The sequence below is a fragment of the Ensifer sp. Root1252 genome (assembly GCF_001425885.1).
Taxonomy (GTDB): Bacteria; Pseudomonadota; Alphaproteobacteria; order Rhizobiales; family Rhizobiaceae; genus Ensifer; species Ensifer canadensis.
The window spans coordinates 226136-244900 of record NZ_LMDT01000034.1 but is presented as its reverse complement, the minus strand read 5'-3'; the positions used below and the strand labels follow the sequence as shown (position 1 = coordinate 244900).

Annotated in this window: 19 protein-coding genes; 8 read left to right on the top strand and 11 right to left on the bottom strand. The window is 62.8% G+C overall.

Annotated elements, in window-relative coordinates:
* Positions 1–9: 9 nt before the first annotated feature.
* The 4 genes from purF to alr form a co-directional block, all read right to left on the bottom strand.
* The gene (gene purF / locus ASD02_RS27960; RefSeq protein ID WP_025426435.1) at positions 10–1500 is read right to left on the bottom strand and encodes an amidophosphoribosyltransferase; all 1491 of its coding nucleotides are present in this window, start codon (positions 1498–1500) and stop codon (positions 10–12) included.
* Between the two features lie 144 nt (positions 1501–1644).
* Complete coding sequence (locus tag ASD02_RS27955) at positions 1645–2268, bottom strand: CvpA family protein (protein WP_025426436.1); 624 nt, start codon at positions 2266–2268, stop codon at positions 1645–1647.
* A 134-nt stretch (positions 2269–2402) separates the two neighbouring features.
* Positions 2403–3806: a DNA repair protein RadA gene (gene radA / locus ASD02_RS27950; protein ID WP_025426437.1), complete on the bottom strand. Its 1404-nt coding sequence runs from the start codon at positions 3804–3806 to the stop codon at positions 2403–2405.
* A gap of 158 nt (positions 3807–3964) precedes the next feature.
* Entirely contained in the window at positions 3965–5104 is a 1140-nt protein-coding gene (gene alr, locus ASD02_RS27945; RefSeq protein ID WP_025426438.1) for an alanine racemase, read from the bottom strand.
* Between the two features lie 154 nt (positions 5105–5258).
* Here alr and ASD02_RS27940 point away from each other — a divergent pair, with 154 nt between their 5' ends.
* The 3 genes from ASD02_RS27940 (at position 5259) to ASD02_RS27930 (ending at position 7195) form a co-directional block, all read left to right on the top strand.
* Positions 5259–6116 carry an AraC family transcriptional regulator gene (locus ASD02_RS27940; protein ID WP_025426439.1) on the top strand — a complete coding sequence of 286 codons (858 nt, stop codon included), beginning with the start codon at positions 5259–5261 and terminating at the stop codon, positions 6114–6116.
* A gap of 123 nt (positions 6117–6239) precedes the next feature.
* The gene (locus ASD02_RS27935) at positions 6240–6893 is read left to right on the top strand and encodes an AzlC family ABC transporter permease (protein WP_057221482.1); all 654 of its coding nucleotides are present in this window, start codon (positions 6240–6242) and stop codon (positions 6891–6893) included.
* Entirely contained in the window at positions 6890–7195 is a 306-nt protein-coding gene (locus ASD02_RS27930; protein ID WP_025426441.1) for an AzlD domain-containing protein, read from the top strand. The genes ASD02_RS27935 and ASD02_RS27930 overlap by 4 nt, the downstream gene beginning before the upstream one ends.
* A gap of 18 nt (positions 7196–7213) precedes the next feature.
* On the opposite strand, the gene ASD02_RS27925 is transcribed toward ASD02_RS27930, so the two are convergent.
* Positions 7214–8716 carry a replicative DNA helicase gene (locus tag ASD02_RS27925; protein ID WP_025426442.1) on the bottom strand — a complete coding sequence of 501 codons (1503 nt, stop codon included), beginning with the start codon at positions 8714–8716 and terminating at the stop codon, positions 7214–7216.
* Positions 8717–9044: 328 nt separating this feature from the next.
* Here ASD02_RS27925 and ASD02_RS27920 point away from each other — a divergent pair, with 328 nt between their 5' ends.
* The 3 genes from ASD02_RS27920 to ASD02_RS27910 all read left to right on the top strand — a co-directional run bounded on the left by ASD02_RS27920 (position 9045) and on the right by ASD02_RS27910 (position 12277).
* Positions 9045–9488 carry a MarR family transcriptional regulator gene (locus ASD02_RS27920; RefSeq protein WP_025426443.1) on the top strand — a complete coding sequence of 148 codons (444 nt, stop codon included), beginning with the start codon at positions 9045–9047 and terminating at the stop codon, positions 9486–9488.
* 137 nt (positions 9489–9625) lie between these two features.
* Positions 9626–11194 (top strand): MFS transporter, encoded by a 1569-nt coding sequence (locus tag ASD02_RS27915; protein ID WP_244494306.1) that lies wholly within the window; start codon positions 9626–9628, stop codon positions 11192–11194.
* A gap of 18 nt (positions 11195–11212) precedes the next feature.
* Positions 11213–12277 (top strand): HlyD family secretion protein, encoded by a 1065-nt coding sequence (locus ASD02_RS27910; RefSeq protein WP_025426445.1) that lies wholly within the window; start codon positions 11213–11215, stop codon positions 12275–12277.
* A gap of 73 nt (positions 12278–12350) precedes the next feature.
* Here ASD02_RS27910 and rplI read toward each other — a convergent pair whose 3' ends face one another.
* From rplI to ASD02_RS27880, 6 genes are all read right to left on the bottom strand, one after another.
* Positions 12351–12926 (bottom strand): 50S ribosomal protein L9, encoded by a 576-nt coding sequence (gene rplI / locus ASD02_RS27905; protein ID WP_057221481.1) that lies wholly within the window; start codon positions 12924–12926, stop codon positions 12351–12353.
* A gap of 33 nt (positions 12927–12959) precedes the next feature.
* Entirely contained in the window at positions 12960–13913 is a 954-nt protein-coding gene (locus ASD02_RS27900) for a membrane protein (RefSeq protein ID WP_025426447.1), read from the bottom strand.
* A gap of 195 nt (positions 13914–14108) precedes the next feature.
* Positions 14109–14357, bottom strand: coding sequence for a 30S ribosomal protein S18 (gene rpsR, locus ASD02_RS27895; RefSeq protein WP_025426448.1), 249 nt, complete (start codon positions 14355–14357; stop codon positions 14109–14111).
* Positions 14358–14384: 27 nt separating this feature from the next.
* Positions 14385–14831, bottom strand: a complete 447-nt coding sequence (gene rpsF, locus ASD02_RS27890; RefSeq protein WP_025426449.1) for a 30S ribosomal protein S6 — start codon at positions 14829–14831, stop codon at positions 14385–14387.
* A 284-nt stretch (positions 14832–15115) separates the two neighbouring features.
* On the bottom strand, positions 15116–15628 hold the full coding sequence (locus ASD02_RS27885; RefSeq protein ID WP_025426450.1) for a ClbS/DfsB family four-helix bundle protein: 513 nt from the start codon (positions 15626–15628) through the stop codon (positions 15116–15118).
* A 14-nt stretch (positions 15629–15642) separates the two neighbouring features.
* A complete protein-coding gene (locus tag ASD02_RS27880; protein ID WP_057211451.1) occupies positions 15643–16686 on the bottom strand; it encodes an aldo/keto reductase in 1044 nt (347 codons plus the stop codon).
* A 249-nt stretch (positions 16687–16935) separates the two neighbouring features.
* Between ASD02_RS27880 and fabD the strand changes: the two genes are divergently transcribed.
* A complete protein-coding gene (gene fabD, locus ASD02_RS27875; protein WP_025426452.1) occupies positions 16936–17880 on the top strand; it encodes an ACP S-malonyltransferase in 945 nt (314 codons plus the stop codon).
* Positions 17881–17907: 27 nt separating this feature from the next.
* Complete coding sequence (gene fabG, locus ASD02_RS27870) at positions 17908–18645, top strand: 3-oxoacyl-[acyl-carrier-protein] reductase (protein ID WP_057211450.1); 738 nt, start codon at positions 17908–17910, stop codon at positions 18643–18645.
* The last annotated feature ends 120 nt before the right edge of the window (positions 18646–18765 follow it).

The window sequence follows — 18765 nt, the reverse complement described above, 5'->3', positions numbered from 1 at the left end:
ATTGTCTGATTATCCGTTGCTGGCGAGAACCGAGAGTTTGCGGACATTGCTGGCGCCTTCCTGGTCGAGAAGGCGGGTCGGATAGTCCCCGGTGAAATAGTGATCGGTGAACTGCGGCGACTTGAGATCGCGCTTGATGCCGCCCACAGCCTCGTAGAGGCCGTCGATCGACAGGAACTCGAGCGAGTCCGCGCCAATGAAGCGGCACATGGACGCAAGGTCGGCATGCTGGTTGGCGAGCAGCTTGTCGCGGTCCGGCGTGTCGATGCCGTAGAAGTCCGGATGGAAGATCATCGGGCTGGCAACACGCACATGCACTTCGCGTGCACCGGCATCGCGGATCATCTGCACGATCTTGACCGAGGTGGTGCCGCGAACGATCGAATCGTCGACGAGCACGACGCGCTTGCCCTCGATCATCGCGCGGTTCGCCGAGTGCTTCAGCTTGACGCCGAAGGCGCGGATCTGCTGCGTCGGCTCGATGAAGGTCCGGCCGACATAATGGTTGCGGATGATGCCGAGCTCGAAGGGAATGCCGCTCTGCTGTGCGTAGCCGATTGCGGCGGGCGTACCGCCATCGGGAACCGGGACGACGACATCGGCCTCGACAGGGGCTTCCTTGGCCAGGTTCTGGCCCATGTTCTTGCGCGCCACATAGACGTTGCGGCCGCCGACGACCGAATCCGGACGGGCGAAATAGACGTATTCGAACAGGCAGAGCCGCTCCGGTTGCGGAGCCAGCGGCTTGCGCGAATCGATCGAGATCGAGCCGTCGGGCTGGATCTCGCAGATGATGATTTCGCCATTCTCCACGTCGCGCACGAACTTGGCGCCGATGATGTCGAGTGCGCAGGTTTCCGAGCAGAAGATCGGCTTGCCGTCGAGGTCGCCCATGACGAGCGGGCGGATGCCGTGCGGGTCGCGGGCGGCGATCAGCTTGGTGCGTGTCAGCGCCAGCATCGAGTAGCCGCCCTCGACCTGCGCGATCGCATCGGCGAAGCGGTCGGTGGTCGAAGCGTGCTTGGAGCGGGCGATGAGGTGGAGGACAACTTCGGTGTCGGAGGTCGACTGACAGATGGCGCCGTCCGAGATGATCTGGCGGCGCAGCGTCAGGCCGTTGGTGAAGTTGCCGTTATGGGCAATCGCGATGCCGCCTTCATGCAGCTCGGCAAAGAGCGGCTGGACGTTGCGCAGCGCCACTTCGCCTGTCGTCGAGTAGCGCGTGTGGCCGATGGACATGAAGCCCGGGAGCTTCGCGAGCGTTGCGGGATCGGTGTAGTGATCGCCGACGAGACCCATGCGCTTTTCGGTGCAGAACTGCTTGCCGTCGAAGGTGACGATACCGGCGGCCTCCTGGCCGCGATGCTGGAGCGCATGCAGGCCGAGCGCCGTCAGCGCCGCCGCATCCGGGTGCCCCAGGATGCCGAAGACGCCGCACTCTTCGTGCAGGGTATCGCCATCGAGTTCGTCATGGATTTCCGTGGATCTCAGATCGGTCATCACAGTCGCCTTTGCTCCGTGCCGGTGCGCATATCGTGATCAGGCCCGCCGTCTTCAAGCGATCTTAGCTGAAAACGGACACAAGCGTTATTCCCAAAAGGACAAAGCCCGCGCAGCGGGCTTTGTCGGCAGTTCTTCCATGTCTCAGCCGTTGGTGGCCGGGGCGTCGTCAACGGGCGCCTGGTCGGGCGAACCCGACGGTGCCTGTCCGGGCGTGCCGGCCGGGGTCTCGCCTTCGCCTTCGCCGGTCGTGTCCTTGCCGCGCAGGCGGTCGAGGATGGTGGCGTCGGCTTCCTCGGGCAGAAGCGCGATCAGCTTGTTGCCGAGATTGTCGAGAAGCGGCTTGGACTTCGCCTGCGTGACCCAACCCGGCTGCTGCTGCGGAGCGACCAGCCAGTTGAAGAACAGCATGGCGACGACCACGAGCAGGATGCCGCGCGCGGCGCCGAAGAGAAAGCCCAGCGTCCGGTCGAGCGCGCCGATGCGGCTGTCGATGATGAAATCGGCGACGCGCATGGTGATGAAGGAAATGATGATCAGCGCAACCAGGAAGATCACTGCCGCCGAGCCGATCAGCGCGACCGTGTCGCTGCTGGTATACTGCTTGGCATAGGGCAGGAGGTGCGGGTAGAGGAAGTAGGCCGCCGCCGCCGCGCCAACCCAGCTGGCAACCGACAGGACTTCGCGTGAGAAGCCTCGGACCATTGCCAGGATTGCTGAAAACAGCGCGACGCCGAGAACGATACCGTCGAGAATTGTAATGGGCATTTTGTCCTTACTCCGAACCCGGTTCGTCCGGGTCTCCTCAAGCCTATCCGCCGTCGGCCCTGCCTGATGTTCAGGGCATTGTTATGAGCCTGCTCAGAAGGCGTCCCGTGGAGCCGCTTGCAGCACCCGCACCTTCAATCTGCATCCTCTGCCGGTCTCAAGGCGTTTCGCGATCCCGCGATGCGCGCCACCAGATCCGGCAGGCTTTCCAACTCGCTCCACCGGCCATTGCCGTTCTTCGGCAATTCGGTCGAGGCAGCTGGCAGAACAGCCTGCGAGAAACCGAGCTTCTCGGCTTCCTTGAGGCGTTGAGCGGTATGCGCAACCGGCCGGATGGCGCCCGACAAGCTGACTTCGCCGAAATAGACGCAATCAGCCGGAAGGGCAAGCCCGGCAAGCGACGAAACCAGTGCGGAAGCCACAGCCAAGTCGGCGGCAGGCTCGGAAATTCGGTAGCCGCCGGCGATGTTGAGGTAGACGTCGTGCTGCCCGAGCCGCACGCCGCAATGGGCTTCAAGCACCGCAAGGATCATCGAGAGGCGGGCGGAGTCCCAGCCGACGATGGCACGGCGCGGCGTGCCGAGCGAGGTCGGCGCCACCAGCGCCTGCACCTCAACCAGGATCGGCCGTGTTCCCTCCATGCCGGCAAAGACGGCGGCCCCCGGCGATTTTTCGTTGCGCTCGCCGAGGAACAGTTCCGATGGATTGGCGACCTCGCGCAGACCCTTGTCCGACATCTCGAAGACGCCGATCTCGTCCGTCGGCCCGAAGCGGTTCTTCACTGTTCTCAAGATGCGGTAGTGATGGCCGCGGTCGCCTTCGAAATAGAGCACGGCATCGACCATGTGCTCGACCACGCGGGGACCGGCGATCTGGCCTTCCTTGGTGACGTGGCCGACGAGCACGACGGCGGTTCCCGTCTGCTTGGCAAAGCGGATCATCGCCTGCACGCCGGTCCGCACCTGGGTCACCGTGCCGGGCGCCGAATCGACGATGTCGCTCCAGAGTGTCTGGATCGAGTCGATGATGACGAGATCGGGGCGCTTGCCCTCGGCAAGCGTCGCGAGAATGTCCTCGACGTTGGTTTCAGCTGCCAGCAGCACGTCGCTGTCGGCAGCACCCAGCCGTTGGGCGCGAAGGCGCACCTGGGCCACGGCCTCTTCACCCGAGACATAGATGACACGGTGTTTCTGGCGCGCAAGGGCCGCTGCCGCCTGCATCAGCACTGTCGATTTACCGATGCCGGGATCGCCGCCGATGAGGAGGGCAGAGCCGCGAACGAAGCCGCCGCCGGTGGCGCGGTCGAGCTCGGATATCCCGGTCTGGATGCGCGGGGCGTCCTCGATTTCACCCGATAGCGTGGTGAGCGCAACCGGGCGCCCCTTCTTCGGCGCGCGGGACGGGCCGCCGCCGATGCCGGCTGTCGGGTCGTCCTCGATGATCGTGTTCCATTCGCCGCAGCCCTCGCACTTACCGGCCCAGCGGGTATGGATGGTGCCGCAGTTCTGGCAGACGAATTGTGTGCGGGCTTTCGCCATCGGCAACGACTTTCACAGTGCGGAGACTTTCGACGTGCCGTCTGTGGCGGCACTGCCGGTGATCGGAGAATCACTTTTGCCTTCACATAATGCCGCGAAACGCGGAACAAAAGGTGATTTTCGACGACGGACTGTAAAGTATCGGTGCGAAAGCCGGCTCAGACCGCGCCGATATAGTGGCGGTCGTAGCGATGGCCGAGGCTGGTCAGCATCTCATAGCCGATCGTGCCGCCGGCGCGCGCCACGTCGTCCAGTGCGACATGCCGGCCGAACAGCTCGATATAGTCGCCGGCGCGCACCGCGTTTTCCGGCAGGTCGGTGACGTCGAAGAGGCTGAGGTCCATCGTCACCCGGCCGACATGCGGCACCTTCTCGCCGTGCAGAAAGCCGAAGGCGCCCGAAGGCGTCGCCTGGCGCAAGGTCACGCCACCGCCCGAGACGGAGCGGTGATAGCCATCAGCATAACCGACGGCGACGGTGGCGATGCGGCTGTCGCGGTTGAAGCGGGCAGACGCTCCGTAGCTTGCGTGCCCGCCGGCGGCGACGTTGCGTACCTGAATGATGCGGGCTTCTGCCGTCACGACCGGCTTCATCGGATTGGCGACGTCATTGACCGCTTCGCCGCCATAGACGGCGATGCCCGGGCGCGTCAGGTTGAAATGGTAGTCGTCGCCCAGGAACACGCCGCCGGAGTTTGCCAGGCTGGCATCAACGCCTTCGAATGCAGCAGAGGCTTCGCGGAAGCGTTGCAACTGATAACTATTGAGCGGGTTGCCCGGATCGTCGGCGCAGGCGAGGTGGCTCATGATCAGGACCGGCGAGAAGCTCGCCGGGCGGGCCGGATCGTTGGCAAGAGCGACGGCTTCTTCGACCGACAGCCCCAGGCGGTTCATGCCGGTATCGACATGCAACACGCAAGGGTGGTCGCCGCGCTCGGACAGCGCCGCCATGAAAACGGCAAGCTGCTCCTCCGAGTTGATCACCGGCACGAGATCATTGTCGAAGAACAGCACCTCATTGCCGGGCCACATGCCGGCCAGAATGTAGATCCGGCCTTCCGGCACCAGCGGCCGCAGGTCAGCACCTTCTTCCGCATTGGCGACGAAGAAATCGCGGGCACCGGCGGCGTAAAGCGCTGGCGCCGCCTCGTCGATGCCGAGGCCGTAGGCATCCGCCTTCAGCACCGCAGCGGCACGGGCCTTGCCCGAGCGGGCATTCATCGAGCGCCAGTTGTCTGCCAATGCGTTGAGGTCGATCGTGAGCCGGTTGGAGGCGGAGAGGAATTCTGGACTGAGCATGCCTGGCACTCTGCGTGGACGATGAAGGACCAATACAGCCAACCACGCTTGCCCGCAAATGCCGTCCTGTCGGATGGCGGCATTCGGTTGGGCGGCGAGGGCGAAGAGCACTTTTATGCAAGACGCTGGTCGTGGCGGACGTTAGGATCGCCACATGCACACGATTTCGCAGGAACAGGCCATCGATGTCATGCCGCTGGAAGGCGCGGAGCGGACCCGATTCTGGCGGGACCTCCGGTTCGATGGCATGGAATGCCTGACCGCGACTTTCATTACGCACGAATTTGCGCCGCACGCGCACGACACCTTCAGCATCGGCGCGATCGAGGCCGGCTCGCAGATCAGCAAGATCAGGGGCGAACGATCGCAAGCGGGGCCCGGCGACTTCTATCTCATCAATCCAGACGAGATCCATGACGGTCACCCAGGTGGTAGCGGTTACCGCTATCGCATGGTCTATCCGAGTACCGAATTGCTGGTGAACATTCTGGAAGATGTCACCGGGCGGCCGTTCAAGGGAACGCCGTCCTTTTCCAAGCGCATGCTGTGCGATCCGGATCTGGCCCACTCCTTCTATCACGCCCACAAGGCGCTGGAGCACGCGACTGGCGCGCTCGAAGCCGAGGAACGCATGTTCGGCGTGCTCGCCACCATGTTCGAGCGGCACGGCAGCACGATCATCGTGCCGGTCGAAACGAAGGAGCAGTCCGCGGTCCAGCGGGCGCGCGACTATCTGACCGAGAACTACGCGCAGGATATCGGCCTGGAGGAGCTGGCCAAGGTCGCGGGCCTCAGCCGGGCGCATCTGATCCGCGCCTTCCGGCGCCAGTTTCACATCACACCGCATGCCTTCCTGACTGACAAGCGCGTGCGGGCGGCAAAGACACTGCTGCGGCACGGCTGGTCGGCGGTCGATACCGCCTATCAGTGCGGGTTTGCCGATCAGGCGCATTTCAGCCGACACTTCAAGGCTCGAACCGGCGTCACGCCCGGCGCCTTCCGCGCCGGTTGATCACTTTCGTTCAATACGCCCCGCTCGGGCCGGTTTAGGTGTGCTCCGTTCGTTATCGATCGGGAGGCATGAACATTGAGCGACACGGGATTCGGTCCAGACTTTCGAGCCGGAGCCATGGCGATGGCGCCGCTCATCGTGGCGGTCATGCCGATTGGGCTCGTCTTCGGCGCAGTTGCCGCCGGCAAGGGGCTTTCGGGCGTGGAGGTGACATTGATGAGCGCGCTGGTTTTTGCCGGCGGCTCGCAATTCGTGGCCATGGACATCTGGACGCATCCGGCCTCTTGGGCGGCACTCGCTTTCTCCGCCTTGCTGGTCAATGTCAGGCACGTGCTGATGAGCGCGTCGCTCGGCGCCAAGCTCCAGGGGTTCTCAGGCCCGACGAAATACGCCTCGATGCTGCTGCTTGCCGACGAGATATGGGCAATGGCGGAGATGCGCGCGAAAGAGGGCAGGCTGACGCCCGCCTGGTTCGCGGGAATCGCCGTGCCGTTCTACTTCGTCTGGGTGACGACAAGCCTTGCCGGCGCGTTGCTGGGGGCCTTCCTTGGCGATCCGAAGGTGACGGGGCTCGACTTCGCCTTTCCCGCGGTTTTCATCGTGCTGGTGATGGGTTTCTGGAAAGGCCGTGAGACCGGGGTTGTGCTTGCCGCGAGCGCCGCTGCCGCGGTGCTGACGCATCAGTTTCTGCCGGGTGTCTGGTACATCGCCGCTGGTGCTGCTGCCGGGGTTGCGGTCGCGCTTCTTGCCGGCCGTAGCCAGGAGGTGCACGCATGACCGTCGATCCGAACACGCTTCTGGCCATCGTCGCCATGGCAATCGCAACCATTGCCACCCGCATCGGCGGCCTGGTGCTCATTCGGTTTGTGACGATCGGAGAAACGCAGAAGCGGGCCCTGGAGGCGATCCCGCCGGCCGTGTTGATGGCGGTGATCGCGCCGACGGCGCTGGTCACCGGGCCGGCGGAAACGATCGCTACGGTGGTAACGGCACTCGTCGCCATGCGGTTGCCGTTGCTCGCCGCTGTCGCGGCCGGCGTCGTGACCGTGGCGATCTTCAGAATGTTGCTGGGGGCGTGAAGACGCCCCCCGACTTTCTCAGTGTTCTTCGTATTGGGTGAAGGACGGATCGGCCAGATCGGTAAAGCGGGTGAATTCCGACTGGAAGGCGAGCTTGACGGTGCCGGTCGGTCCGTGACGCTGCTTGGCGATGATCACGTCGGCCGTGCCCTTCACCTGTTCCATCTTCATCTTCCACTCGTCGTACTTCGGATCGAATTCGTCGCGAGGCTCGAGGTTCTTCACGTAGTATTCCTCACGGAACACGAAGAGCACGACGTCGGCGTCCTGCTCGATCGAGCCCGATTCGCGAAGGTCGGAGAGCTGGGGGCGCTTGTCTTCGCGGCTTTCCACCTGACGGGAGAGCTGCGACAGCGCGATGATCGGCACGTTCAGCTCCTTGCCGAGTGCCTTCAGGCCGGTGGTGATCTGGGTGATTTCCTGCACGCGGTTGTCGCTCGATTTGCCCGAGCCGGTCATCAGCTGAATATAGTCGACGACCAGGCAATCGAGGCCGCGCTGGCGCTTGAGGCGGCGCGCACGGGCGGAGAGCTGGGCGATCGAGATACCACCGGTCTGGTCGATGAACAGCGGAACTTTCTGCATCATCTGCGAGCAGGCGACGAGCTTTTCGAAGTCGGCTTCGGAGATGTCGCCGCGGCGGATCTTCGAGGAGGAGACTTCGGTCTGCTCGGAGATGATACGCGTTGCCAGCTGTTCGGACGACATTTCGAGCGAGTAGAAGCCGACGACGCCGCCGTTCTTGGCCTTGAACGAACCGTCCGCCTGAACCTCCGGGTCGTAGGCGGCGGCAATGTTGTAGGCGATGTTGGTGGCAAGCGAGGTCTTGCCCATGCCGGGACGTCCCGCAAGTACGATCAAGTCCGAGCGCTGCAGGCCGCCCATGCGGGCGTCGAGCGACAGGATGCCCGTCGAAATACCCGACAGGCTGCCGTCGCGCTCGAACGCCGCGCCGGCCATGTCGATGGCAAGCGCGACCGCATCGTTGAAGGACTGGAAACCGCCGTCGTAGCGGCCGGTTTCGGCGAGCTCGAACAGGCGCCGTTCCGCGTCCTCGATCTGGCCCTGCGGCGGCATGTCGAGCGGTGCGTCAAAGGCGATATTGACCATGTCCTCGCCGATGGTGATCAGCGAACGGCGCAGCGCCAAATCGTAGATTGCGCGGCCGTAGTCTTCGGCGTTGATGATCGAGACGGCGCCGGCGGCAAGGCGGGCAAGATACTGCGCGACCGTCAGGTCGCCGACCTTTTCGTCGGCCTTGAGGAAGGTCTTGATCGTCACCGGGTTGGCGGTCTTGCCCATGCGGATGATGTCGCCGGCAACCTCGTAGATGCGGCGATGCAGGGGTTCGAACAGGTGGACCGGCTTCAGGAAGTCCGAGACGCGATAGAACGCATCATTGTTGACGAGGATCGCGCCGAGCAGCGCCTGTTCGGCTTCAAGGTTGTTCGGCGCCTCGCGGTAATGCTGGTCCGATTGGTCCTTGCCGATAGGGGCGAGCTTTCGCGCTGCGTCGTTCATGGTCGTTCGTCTCTGCCTCTTCTGGTGTGCACCCGGTTTGCTGTCTGCGTCTCTGCGGGTCAAGTGCAGCAGTGCCACAGTCGCAGACCATGTGGCGCGGCCCATCGCATTTGCCCGTTGTTCGACTGATCCACAGGCCGACATCACGAAAGTGCAAAAAATAAAGTCCGCATGAAGAACGACGTTGACGCCGCGAATCGCTGCAATCGGCGACTGCGCCAATTCTAGCGCCGTTTGCCCCCTCTCAAAACGCCGTCTTGAAAATTGCCTTGGGATGGATTAGATAGGAGCAGAATAATTAGCATGCTACTAATATGGAAAAGGTACTATGTATCAGCCCATCGTCAATCGCGAACTGTTCGACGCCTTGTCGATGGTCAATCGTAAGCTGCGGGCTGTCTTCGATGCCAGGGTGAAGGAGCGTGGCCTGACCCTGGCTCGGGCGAGGGCGCTGTTTGCGCTAACCAAGAAGGATGGCTTGAACCAGCGCGAACTGGCCGACGAACTGGATATCGAGACGCCGACGATCGTGCGCCTGCTGGACGGAATGGAAAAGCAGGGTTTCATCGAGCGCAGGGTCGAGGTGTCGGATCGCAGGGCCAAGCAGATCCACATGACCGAACTTGGGCGCACCATCGCCGACGAGATCCTGAAGCTTGCCGACGAGATCCGGGCAGAAGTGCTGCAGGGCGTCGGTGAAGACGAGGTCGCGGCGGTGCTGAAGGTCGTGCGCACCATCGCCGATAACGTTCAATCGCTGGCGAAGGAATGACATCGATGAGTGCCGCCGCAAGGCCCGCAGCAAACGACAACAGGACAGCCCTTGGCGACGACGAGGCGGAGGCGCCCTCTGGCGAGCCAGCACAACAGCAAGTCACGGCCACCGCAACGATGCCCGTGCCACGGCCGATGAGCGTTGCCAGGTCCGCGACCTACGTCGTCTGCTCGGCGCTACTGTTCCTCACCCAGGGCCTCGGCATGAATCTGGCGCTCGCCAATCTTACCCAGCTGCAGGGATCACTTTCCGCCACCTCGATCGAGGCCGCCTGGCTTTCGGCAGCCTACATGGCGCCGAATGTCTCTCTCTCGATCGCGCTCGTCAAAATCCGGGCGCAATACGGACTGCGCCGGTTCGCAGAAATCGGCATTGTCGGCTTTGTTATCGTTTCGCTGATGAACGTCTTTGTTTCCGATCTGCAGTCGGCGATCGTCGTTCGCTTCATCAGTGGCATCGCGGCGGCCCCCATGTCGACGCTCGGTTTCCTCTATATGCTGGAGGCCTTCCTGCCGGCGCGCAAGCTGACGGTCGGTCTTGCCCTGGCGCTGACCTGCACGACCATTTCGGCACCGATCACCCGGCTGATCTCGCCGAAGCTGATCGAATACGGCCAATGGCATGGGCTCTATACGCTCGAGATGGCCCTGGCGCTGATGGCGCTGCCGATCATCTACCTGCTGCCGCTGACGCCGGTGCCGCACGCCAAAGTGATCCAGCGCACCGATATTCTGAGCTACCTGCTGGTGGCTGTCGGCTTCGGCTGTATCGCCATCGTGCTGACCATGGGGCGGCTCTACTGGTGGTTCGAAGCGCCGTGGCTGGCTGTGCTCCTGGCTGTGGCGATCGTGGCGCTGACCAGCGTGGTGCTGATCGAACTCAATCGTGAACTGCCGTTGATCGACGTTCGCTGGCTCGCCTCCAGGGAGATCCTGCATTTTACCGCGGTGCTGCTGGTCTTTCGCCTTGTCGCCTCGGAGCAGTCGGCGATCGCGGCAAACTTCTATCAGCTGCTCGGATTGCAGTTCGAGCAGGTCGCGACGCTTTATTGGGTCATTCTCGGCGCATCGATCGCCGGCGGCCTTTTGTGCGCCGCACTAATGAATCCTGACCACGCCGAGTTCGTGCATGTTCTGGCGCTGAGCCTGCTGGCTGGCGGTGCCTATATCGACAGCCAGGCGACCAATCTGACACGACCCGAGCAGATGTATATCAGCCAGGCCATGATCGCCGCCGGAACCGCTCTGTTCCTGCCGCCGGCCATGGCCAGCGGCTTCAAGGCGGCGCTGATGAAGGGGCCGAGCTACATTCTCAGCTTCATCGTCATCTTCCTGTTCACCCAAAGCATCGGTGGCCTGATCGGCACCGCGACCTTCGGAAGCTTCGTCACCCTGCGGGAGAAGTTCCATTCCAATGTGCTGGCCGAGCAGATCGTGATGTCGAACCCGCTCATCGCCCAGCGCCTCAGCCAGCTGGCCGCAAGCTATGGCCGGGTGATCGGCGACAGGACCTTGCTGAACGGCGAGGGCGTGGCGTTGTTGGGGCAGCAGGTTACCCGCGAGGCCAACATTCTCGCCTACAACGATGCCTTTCTGCTGGCGTCCGGCATTGCCCTTTGCGCGTTGGCCGGTCTGCTGGTGCATATCCTTTACAAGCGGATCGCGGCGCGCCTTGCGCCTCCCGCACCCGCCTTCTCTTCTTGACGAACAGAGTTGACGACCATGCTGAAATCCTTGCGCTCACCCACCACGATCATCGTCTTGCTCGCCGGCCTCTCGGGCCTCGCCCTGGTTCTCTATGCCTGGCGACTGCCGCCGTTCCCCAGTTCCGTCGAGATGACGGAGAACGCCTATGTCAGGGGTTACCTGACGGTCATGAGCCCGCAACTGTCAGGTTATGTCGCCGAGGTGCCGGTGCACGACTACGAGGAGGTCAAGGCCGGGCAATTGCTCGTCAGGATCGACGACCGGATCTACGCCCAGAAACTGGCCCAGTCAGAGGCGACACTTGCCGCCCAGAAGGCATCGCATGCCAATTCGCGTCAGCAGGAACTGTCGGCCAAGGCCGGTATTGCTGCCAGCGCAGCACAGCTGGACAGCGCGAAGGCTGCGTTCAACAGAGCGAGCGCATCTTGGGACCGAATCCGGCCGTTGGCGGAGAAGGGCATCTCGACACGCAGCGAAGCCGATCAATCGCGCGCAGCGTTCGAACAGGCACAGGCCGCCGTCAACCAGGCCGAAGCGGGGCTGGAGGTTTCGCGCCAAGCACTGGCCACCACGCTTGGCGCCCGTGCCGGTCTGCAGGCTGCCGTTGCCGGCGCCGAGGCCGCCGTCGAACTGGCCCGGATCGATCTGGAAAACACCCGGATCGTCGCTCCCCGTGACGGAAAGCTCGGCGAGATCGGTGCGCGCCTCGGCCAATATGTCACCGCCGGCTCGCAATTGCTCGCCGTCGTGCCGCATGATGTTTGGGTGCTTGCGAATTTCAAGGAAACGCAGCTCGACGGCATGAAGGCCGGCCAGCCGGTGACCATTTCGGTCGATGCGCTGCAAAGGAACACGCTGACCGGGCACATCGAGCGCTTTGCGCCTGCCGCCGGCTCCGAGTTCAGCATCATCCGCCCGGACAACGCCACCGGCAATTTTACCAAGGTCGCCCAGCGCGTGGGCGTCCGGATCGCCGTCGATCCCGGCCAGCCGCTTGCCGATCTCTTGTCGCCCGGCCTGTCGGTCGTCGTACGTGTGGACAAGGATGCAGCACCTGTGGCCGAGCTTGCCCACAGCTGAAGTCAAGCCGACAGCAAAGAAAAAGCCCGGGTCCAAGGATCCGGGCTTTCGCATTCAGAATGGCCTGTAAGGCTTATTCTTCTTCGCCTTCGAATTCGGCTTCCGGGTTGAAGAAGTCTTCCGGCTTCAGGGCATCTTCGTCAACGCCGTAGATGGCGTCGGCCGAGGTCAGGCTTTCGCCCTTTGACTGGCGCTCAGCTTCTTCAGCCGAACGGGCAACGTTGACTTTAACCGCGATTTCGACTTCCGAATGCAGGTGCAGCGTGACGTTGTGCAGGCCGATCGACTTGATCGGGTGGTTCAGGTCGACCTGGTTGCGGCCGATGTTGAAGCCTTCTGCAGCCAGCACTTCGATGACGTCGCGAGCGGCAACCGAACCGTAGAGCTGGCCGGTTTCGCCAGCGGAACGGACGATGATGAAGGACTTGCCGTCGAGGTTCTCGGCAACCTTCTGGGCTTCCGACTTGCGCTCGAGGTTACGGGCTTCGAGCGTCGAACGCTCGGATTCGAAACGGGCCTTGTTAGCAGCGTTGGCGCGCAGTGCCTTGCCGAGTGGCAGCAGGTAGTTGCGTGCGAAGCCGTCGCGAACCTTTACGGTTTCGCCCATCTGGCCGAGCTTTGCGATACGTTCGAGAAGAATGACTTGCATGTTCGTTTCCTTTCAGAGTTCAGTTTTCGTTGGTCAGTTTTTTTCCACCGGGGTGACTGCGATGGTGCGTCGCGTATCGGTCAGGCCCGTGAGGAGGAAGAAGATTGCCGGGATCGTGAACACGAGCACCGACAGGTATGCGATCCACAGCACGGGAAGCCGCCAGGACTTGCCGCGCGTGCGGAAATGGAAGGATGCGAAGCCGGCGAGCAGGAAGCCTGCACCGAAGGTTCCGCAGACCAGCGCGCCGATCGTGGCAGGCGCGCCACCCAAGAAGGTCAGGACAAGGCCGCCGAGAAAGATGAAGATCGCATTGCGGTGCATGCGCAGCGTCGACGGAATGTCTTCGCGGGGGCGCAGCGACCGGCCCGACATCTGCACGATGCGGGTGGCGACATAATAGGCGGAAAACAGCATCACCACCCAGACGGCGCCCTGGATGAGCGGCAGCGCCAGCGTGAAGATCGACTTGATCTGGGAGATCGCCGCAGCATCGGGGTTGTAGAGCGGTTCCTGCGCCTTCACCGCCTGAATGACGATGTCGACCATACGGTCGGACACATCAGAATCATATCCGACGATGAAGCCGACGATGATCATGCCCGCGGTCACCAGGCCGGCGAGGTGGCTGAGAATGTCGGAAAGCGGGTACCAGGCAAGCGCGCCATCAGGTCCGCCGAGCTCAGTGGCCGGGCGCGCCAGATTGGCGAGATGGCTGAGCCAGCCGGCCGGAATGAGCGTCACGACGAGAATCAGCAGCGCGAAATAGGGCGAGACCAGAGCGGCGGCAGTAGCGCCGGCGCTGACGATGGCCGTGATGGCGGCCGCATTGCCCCAGCCAAGACCGGCAATGAGAATGGGAAGCGCCGAAGCGGCATAAAGAACGATCGCAAGCGACGACTGCGTATTCGCGCCCATCGACAGAAGGGCAGCGGTAAAGCCGGCGAGAACGCCGGTCAGCAGCGATGTCTTGTTCAACTTGTTCACGTTCGCTGTCCTGCTTCGTGCAGTTAGGGGATGGCCAAAGGCTCAACCCCAACATGGGATTTCCGAGTGTTTCCACACGGGTTCCGATCCGCGCCCAACGCGGAAGGGAGAGGGCAAGGCGATCACCCAAGGGGAGCGCCTTGCCCTAGAGTCGGTTTCCGTTGAGTCAGGCGACCAACGGAACGTCAGCCGTTCTTACGAAACGACGTAGGGCAGCAGGCCGAGGAAGCGGGCGCGCTTGATCGCCTGGGCGAGTTCGCGCTGCTTCTTCTGGGAAACGGCCGTGATGCGGGAAGGAACGATCTTGCCGCGCTCGGAAATGTAGCGCTGCAGAAGACGGATGTCCTTGTAGTCGATCCGCGGAGCGTTTGCGCCCGAGAAGGGGCAGGTCTTGCGGCGACGGTGGAACGGGCGGCGAACCGGAGCGGAAGAAACTTCAGCCATTGTCTTTAATCTCCTAAAGCTTCTTGATTAAGCGCGGTCTTCGCGCGGACGACGCGGGCGGTCTTCGCGGTCGCCACGGTCCGGACGCGGACCACGGTCACCGAAGCCACGCTCCGGACGGTCGCCATCGCGGCGCGGACGGTCGTCGCGGTCGCGCTTCTGCATCATGGCAGACGGGCCTTCTTCGTGCTTCTCGACGGCAATCGTCATGTAGCGCAGGACGTCTTCGTTGATGCGCATCTGGCGCTCGATTTCATGAACGGCCGCTGCCGGAGCATCGATGTCCATGAGAACGTAGTGAGCCTTGCGGTTCTTCTTGATGCGGTAGGTGAGGGACTTGAGGCCCCAGTTCTCGACGCGACCGACCTTGCCGCCGTTTGCTTCGAGCACGCCCTTGTACTGCTCGACGAGACCGTCGACCTGCTGCGGCGTGATGTCCTGGCGGGCCAGGAATACGTGTTCATAAAGAGCCATTGTGGCTTACCTTTCTTGCGTTAATCAGCCCGGACATCGGCGGCTAAGCCTCAACGACTGTTCTTATTGGCTGACAGGCAGCCGGCAAGAAAGTGTTGTATCGAGACGGTCGAGAGCGGAGACACGGGAGGCCGGAAAGACTTGCAATCCTAACGGCTCCCCTCGAGGAAGCCGGCCCTCCGTTCAGCCACCAGCCAGAAGACCGGGCATTTCGAACAGCGCGCTTATACGCATATTTCATCGAAAGGCAAGGCTTGCGCGGTCTTTTCGCCACGCTTTGCCCTTTAAGCGGCTCCCTTGAGCTTCTTCCACTGGCGCAAACGACCTCGCGCATTGGCATAGGGCGAGGACGTGTTGAACTGGATCATCCGGCCGAGCGGCCATTTGCCGTACCACGCCTGTCCGTAGAGGGTCTGATCGTCACGCGCCTCGATCAGTGCGACCAATGCGTCCTTGCTGGCCGCGAGGCGAGACAGGAGTTCCGAAGGCGGGAGCGCTCGGTAGTCGCCGTAGAATTTCTGCGCGAGACGACCGAGCTCGTTCCACTTGTACCCCGTTTCCGGAAAGTCGACCGGCAGACCTTGCTCGTCCCATTCGATCCATTTGACCACCAGTTCGCCCCAACCGGTGAGGTAGGCGACGAGGTCGCCGACGCTCATCATCGTGCCCTTGGCGTGTCCATCGAGCGATGGTTCGGCGAATCCCGCCGGCGGAATGCCATCGAGTTCGCGCTCGAGCTTGGCGAATTCGGTCTCGATGGCGTTCAGCAATTCCGCTTTCGTCTGGGGCACGGCCATCTGCTGTTTCGCGCTCAGATCGGCATCGGATAGAGCCGGTGCAGGCGACGAATGCCGTTCATGACATCCTGCGACAGCGTCATTCCGGCAGCGCCGAGATCCGTCTTCAACTGATCCATCGAGGTTGCGCCGATGATGACGGACGCCATGAACGGGCGGGCGAGGCAGAAGGCGATCGCCAGTTGCGACGGGTCGATCCCGTGTTCGCGGGCAAGCGCCACGTAGCCGGCGACGGCCGGTTCCTGGTGTGGCGTGAAGCGACCGCCGAGATCGCCGTTGATCGCAAGGCGCGACCCAGTCGGCCTGGCGCCGTCAAGATACTTGCCGGTCAACAGGCCGGCGGCGAGCGGCGAATAGGCGAGCAGCCCGACGTCCTCGTGGTGTGAGAGTTCGGCAAGGTCGAGGTCGTAGGCCCTATAGAGAAGATTGTATTCGTTCTGGATCGAGGCAACGCGCGGCAGCCCGTGCCGCTCCGCCATGTCGATCAGCTTCATCGTGCCCCAGGCGGTGTCGTTGGACAGGCCGATCGCGCGTACCTTGCCTGCCTTCACCACGTCGCCGAGCTTTTCGAGGATAGCCTTCAGGTCGGCGGCCACATGGGCCTTGTTCTGCTTGGCGGGCTCATAAGACCAGGCGTTGCGGAAATGGTAGTGGCCGCGGTTCGGCCAGTGGATCTGGTAGAGATCGATGTATTCGGTCTTCAGCCGCTTGAGGCTGGCGTCGACCGCCTCGCCGATGCCCTCAGGGGTGATCGGGCCGCCGTTGCGGATGTAGGGGCGGCCGGAGCCAGCGACCTTGGTGGCGACAACGACGTCGTCACGGCGGCCGCGCTTGCCCAGCCACTCGCCGATGATGCGCTCGGTATTGCCGTAGGTTTTGGCGGAAAGCGGGGTCGTCGGGTAGAGTTCGGCGGTGTCGATGAAGTTCACGCCTTTGTCGAACGCATAGTCGAGTTGTTCGTGCGCCTCAGCCTCGGAATTCTGAGAGCCCCAGGTCATTGTGCCCAGGCAGATTTCGGAAACCTTGATGCCGGTCCGGCCAAGCGTGTTGTAACGCATGCAGTGATGGTCCTTGTGAAAGGCGAGCCTCGACCCGGGAGGAAAGGGGTGCCCGCGGCAGAATTGGGTGAAGGCCGCAAGCCCAGGGGACGGTCGATCGGGCAGGGCGGCGATGCGCGGCAAACTTACGCCTTGATTGGCGAAGATCAAGGGCAAAAGGCCGGCTGAAGCCCGCAAAGCCGGGCCCGCGCGCTTGACTCGCCGGTCAGGAATGTGAATGGAGAGGAAAACCAGGGAAGGGACAATCCCATGAGTATTGCATTCACGTTTCCGGGCCAGGGCAGCCAGGCTGTCGGCATGGGCAAGGATCTGGCGGACGCGTTTCCGGAAGCAGCGGCAGTGTTTGCCGAGGTCGACGACGCGCTCGGCGAAAAACTCTCCGAGATCATGTGGAACGGCCCCGAGGAAACGCTGACGCTGACGGCGAACGCCCAGCCGGCGCTGATGGCGGTATCGATGGCGGTGATCCGTGTGCTCGAAGCCAAAGGCCTCGATCTGAAGAGCAAAGTCTCGTTCGTGGCCGGACATTCGCTCGGCGAATATTCGGCGCTCTGTGCCGCCGGAACCTTCTCGATCGCCGACACCGCGCGCCTGCTGCGCATCCGTGGCAACGCCATGCAGGCGGCCGTGCCCGTTGGCAAGGGCGCGATGGCGGCCATCATCGGTCTTGAGCATGCGGACGTCGACGCGATCTGCCGCGAAGCTTCTGCTCTCGGCTCCTGCCAGATCGCCAACGACAATGGCGGCGGTCAGCTGGTGATCTCCGGCGAGAAGGCGGCCGTCGAAAAGGCTGCGGCACTTGCATCCGAAAAAGGCGCCAAGCGCGCGCTGATGCTGCCGGTCTCTGCGCCCTTCCATTCGAGCCTGATGGCGCCTGCCGCCGAGGCAATGCGTGAAGCGCTTGCCAAGGTCGAAAAGCACAATCCGTCCGTGCCCGTTATCGCCAACGTCCTGGCCGCTCCCGTCAGCAACGCCGAAGAGATTGCGCGCCTTCTCGTCGAGCAGGTCACCGGCCAGGTTCGCTGGCGCGAGACGGTGGAATGGTTCGCCGCCAACAACGTCACGACGCTTTATGAAGTGGGCTCCGGCAAGGTTCTTACCGGGCTTGCCCGCCGGATCGACAAGTCAGTCACCGGTATTACTGTCAACACGCCTGCCGATATCGACACCGCGCTCTCGGCGCTTCTGGCCTGAGTGCTCCAGTTATAAGGAATCAATCCGATGTTCGATCTTTCCGGCCGTAAGGCTCTTGTAACCGGTGCATCCGGTGGTATCGGCGAAGAAATCGCCCGCATGCTGCACGCTCAGGGCGCAATCGTCGGCCTTCACGGCACGCGCGTCGAAAAGCTCGAGGCGCTTGCCAACGAACTCGGCGAGCGTGTCCAGCTGTTCCCGGCCAATCTTTCCGATCGCGCCGAAGTCAAGGCGCTCGGCGAAAAGGCCGAGGCTGAACTGGGCGGCGTCGACATTCTCGTCAACAATGCCGGCATCACCAAGGACGGCCTTTTTGTTCGTATGAGCGACGACGACTGGGACAATGTTCTGGAGGTCAACCTGACCGCCGTGTTCCGCCTGACCCGCGAGCTGACCCATCCGATGATGCGCCGCCGCTTCGGCCGTATCGTCAACATCACGTCGATCGTCGGCGTCACCGGCAATCCCGGCCAGGCCAACTACTGCGCCTCGAAGGCCGGCATGATCGGCTTTTCGAAGTCGCTCGCCCAGGAAATCGCCACCCGCAATGTCACGGTCAACTGCGTTGCGCCCGGCTTCATCGAGAGCGCCATGACCGGCAAGCTGAACGACAAGCAGAAGGAAGGCATCATGGGAGCGATCCCGATGAGGCGCATGGGCACCGGTGCCGAGATTGCATCTGCCGTCGTTTATCTCGCTTCGAACGAGGCAGGCTATGTCACCGGCCAGACCATACACGTCAACGGCGGCATGGCAATGATCTGACGAGGTGTCCGGGGCCTGCATGCCACGCACGCGAAACGGGCGTGATCTTGGCCTGCAATGCTCCGGCACACCACCGGCCAAATGCCTGAAATTCAATGTTGAGCAAGCGATTGTCAGGCA

Excerpts from the sequence above, each read along its gene's own strand:
- ASD02_RS27920 (WP_025426443.1), top strand. The coding sequence starts at position 9,045 with ATGTATCAGCCCATCGTCAATCGCGAACTGTTCGACGCCTTGTCGATG.
- fabD (WP_025426452.1), top strand. The coding sequence starts at position 16,936 with ATGAGTATTGCATTCACGTTTCCGGGCCAGGGCAGCCAGGCTGTCGGC.
- ASD02_RS27935 (WP_057221482.1), top strand. The coding sequence starts at position 6,240 with ATGGCGCCGCTCATCGTGGCGGTCATGCCGATTGGGCTCGTCTTCGGC.
- ASD02_RS27955 (WP_025426436.1), bottom strand. The coding sequence starts at position 2,268 with ATGCCCATTACAATTCTCGACGGTATCGTTCTCGGCGTCGCGCTGTTT.
- radA (WP_025426437.1), bottom strand. The coding sequence starts at position 3,806 with ATGGCGAAAGCCCGCACACAATTCGTCTGCCAGAACTGCGGCACCATC.
- ASD02_RS27940 (WP_025426439.1), top strand. The coding sequence starts at position 5,259 with ATGCACACGATTTCGCAGGAACAGGCCATCGATGTCATGCCGCTGGAA.
- rplI (WP_057221481.1), bottom strand. The coding sequence starts at position 12,926 with ATGCAAGTCATTCTTCTCGAACGTATCGCAAAGCTCGGCCAGATGGGC.
- purF (WP_025426435.1), bottom strand. The coding sequence starts at position 1,500 with ATGACCGATCTGAGATCCACGGAAATCCATGACGAACTCGATGGCGAT.
- alr (WP_025426438.1), bottom strand. The coding sequence starts at position 5,104 with ATGCTCAGTCCAGAATTCCTCTCCGCCTCCAACCGGCTCACGATCGAC.
- ASD02_RS27910 (WP_025426445.1), top strand. The coding sequence starts at position 11,213 with ATGCTGAAATCCTTGCGCTCACCCACCACGATCATCGTCTTGCTCGCC.
- ASD02_RS27915 (WP_244494306.1), top strand. The coding sequence starts at position 9,626 with ATGAGCGTTGCCAGGTCCGCGACCTACGTCGTCTGCTCGGCGCTACTG.
- ASD02_RS27885 (WP_025426450.1), bottom strand. The coding sequence starts at position 15,628 with ATGGCCGTGCCCCAGACGAAAGCGGAATTGCTGAACGCCATCGAGACC.
- rpsR (WP_025426448.1), bottom strand. The coding sequence starts at position 14,357 with ATGGCTGAAGTTTCTTCCGCTCCGGTTCGCCGCCCGTTCCACCGTCGC.
- ASD02_RS27930 (WP_025426441.1), top strand. The coding sequence starts at position 6,890 with ATGACCGTCGATCCGAACACGCTTCTGGCCATCGTCGCCATGGCAATC.
- ASD02_RS27880 (WP_057211451.1), bottom strand. The coding sequence starts at position 16,686 with ATGCGTTACAACACGCTTGGCCGGACCGGCATCAAGGTTTCCGAAATC.
- fabG (WP_057211450.1), top strand. The coding sequence starts at position 17,908 with ATGTTCGATCTTTCCGGCCGTAAGGCTCTTGTAACCGGTGCATCCGGT.
- rpsF (WP_025426449.1), bottom strand. The coding sequence starts at position 14,831 with ATGGCTCTTTATGAACACGTATTCCTGGCCCGCCAGGACATCACGCCG.
- ASD02_RS27925 (WP_025426442.1), bottom strand. The coding sequence starts at position 8,716 with ATGAACGACGCAGCGCGAAAGCTCGCCCCTATCGGCAAGGACCAATCG.